This is a genomic window from Kitasatospora sp. NPDC093102 (genome assembly GCF_040683915.1).
Lineage (GTDB): Bacteria > Actinomycetota > Actinomycetes > Streptomycetales > Streptomycetaceae > Kitasatospora.
This window is the reverse complement of record NZ_JBFBFA010000133.1, coordinates 1-2,374: the sequence shown is the minus strand read 5'-3', so window position 1 is coordinate 2,374 and position 2,374 is coordinate 1. Positions and strand designations below refer to the sequence as shown.

1 protein-coding gene is annotated in these 2,374 nt (G+C 69.0%); it reads right to left on the bottom strand.

Translation table 11 applies throughout. The annotated features are described in order from the left end of the window. The coding region (locus tag AB0O11_RS39270; RefSeq protein WP_363397402.1) for a hypothetical protein at nt 1-2,374 on the bottom strand (2,374 nt) is incomplete at both ends.

Genomic DNA, 2,374 nt, shown 5'->3' with positions numbered 1-2,374 from the left:
GCCCAGGAGGCCAGCCCGGGATCGTAGTCGAGCAGACGGATTCCGAACCCTTCGAGCGCGATGAACCACTGCTCGAACGCCGCCTCCTTCGCCGGGCCCGGCTCCGCGGTGTGATAGCGCAGAACCGCGTCGGCCATACCGAAGACCCCTTCCTGGGCGAAGTGGGAGTCTTTGGGAGCCGGCGAGAGGCCGGTCATCCGCGTCGTCAGTGCGAAGAGCGCTTCGGGCTCGACCCGATACGGTCCGGCTTCGGCCGAGGTGAGTCCGTCGGCGACCTTGATCAGCTGCAGCAGCATGTCGCCGGCGTTGAGCAGGTGGATGTTGGTGCCCTGCCCGACTCTGTGCTCGACCGAGGCGTAGACGGCGCGCTGACGGAGGCCCTCGATCCGGGCCTCGAAGTCCGGCCCCGATCCGGTCCCGGCGTGCCGGAACCCGGCCAGGTGGTCGAGCCGGGCGCCGAACTGCTCGATGTCCATCAGCCCCTCGGACACCAGCCTCAGGCCCGCTCCGGACATCCGGTCGAGCCGTTCGAGCACGTCGGTCTCGCTCGCGTCGCTCCGGCCGGCCCAGTCCAGATCGTCCCGGATCAGCGCGGCCGCCTCCACCAGCAACCCGCTGTCGCGCCCCTGCTCCATCAGCACGGATTCCAGGAAGTCGAGCCGGCGCCGCGTCCGGTCCGTCGTCCGCGGGTCAGGAAGGTCCTCGGCAGCCGATCGCAACGCGGCCGCGGCCAGCACGTTCAGGCCCTCGGTGGCGTAACCGGTCTCCGGGCGGTTGAGCATGAAGACGTCGACGAGGTCCGCATAGGCCCTCCCCCCGTCGACCGAGGACGCCAGCAGCGCTCCTTCCGCGCAGAAGCCGGCGAGGTCCAACAGCCCGATCCGCCCGTCCAGCACCATGCCCAGGCCTGCCCCCCGGTACTGGGCCGCGATGCGCTCCCAGAGCTCCGCTTGGGCGGCGTCCGGTGTGAGCCCGGGATTGTGCTCCGCCGTGGTGAACTCGTAGAAGATCTTGTCGAAGCGGTCCTTGCTCCCGAGAACGGCCTGTTCGACGAGCGGACGCAGTTCCTTGAGGTCTTCGAGGGCCTTGCCGTTGCTGAGCAGGGCGTCGCGGTAGATCTCCAGTCCGGCGGTGAGCGCTATCCGGTGATCGTCCGTCGGCTCGTTGCCGGCGAACGCGGTCATCCGGTCCGCGAAGTCCTTGAACACCCGCTCGCTGGTGGTGATGTAGGAACCCTTCTCGACCAGCTTGAGGAGATCGGGCAGCAGATCGGTGATGAAGGTCCTCAGCGGTTCCCGGGCCGACATGGCCTTCGGGAACCTGCCGTTGGGGTCCTTCGCCTGGAGGACCTCCACGGCCTCGGCGGCTGTCAGCAGGCCGGTGCTCACCAGGGTCCTGGCGCCCGCGAACGTCTCGGAGAAGAACTCGTGCGGATCCGGACCGCCGACGACAGTCGCCCCCAGGAGGCTGCCCCGCTCCGTCCGTTGCTCGGCCTGCTCCAGCCGGTGGTCGATCGACGCCGCGAGAACCGTCCTGGCCTCGGCCCGCAACTCGGCCCGGAACTCCCGCACCTCGCGGGCGTCTCCGATCAAGTGGCTTCTCGCGTCGAGGGCAAGGAGGTCCAAGACCCTCCCACTCGTCGTGGCGCCACCGCCCTTGATCAGCTCCAGCGACTCCGCCGACTGCAACGCCGCCAGGTGCTCGGTCAGGTCCTTGGCCGTGAGGCGGCCGAGCCGGTCGGACCAGGCAATGGTCTCGCGCAACTTGCGCGCCATGCTCCGCTCGACCTCGTGCAGGGCCGCACCCTCGGCGACATCCAGCCGGGAGAAGAGCTCCTCGGCGGGATAGGCACGGATCGACATCGGCTTCTTGGCGAGGTCGATCTCCCAGAGGTAGCCCCAGACACCGCCCTCCCGCTCGATCGTGACGGCGGCCCTGGAGAGCTTCGCCCGAGTTTTGAACACGCTCCGTTCGAGCCGCGTGAAGCTGCGGCCAGGGATCACCGGCGCGTCCGCCAGGCGCTCCAGTCCGTCGAACATCAGCTTGATCTTCTTCTCCGCTCCCACACCGAGCGAGATCTGCAGGGCGAGTTCGCGTTCGGATTCCTGCACCGTGCGCAGCAGCTGCCGGTACCGTTCGGGATCGAGCGGGAGGAGGCTCGCGGTGGCCTCCAGGTGCTTCTGCCGGTGGGCGAGTTCGGCGGCGACCTCACCCATGACGCTCTGCCCGATCAGGAGGCTGGCCTCGTACAGCCGGGCCCGTGACTCCCGTTCCCTGGACGTCATCTTGCCGGTCTGGGCGATCAGCGGCGGCAGTTCCACCTGGGCCTCGCTCAGCTCGCGGAGCTCCTTGAGCAGCGGGCTGAGGTCGGCGT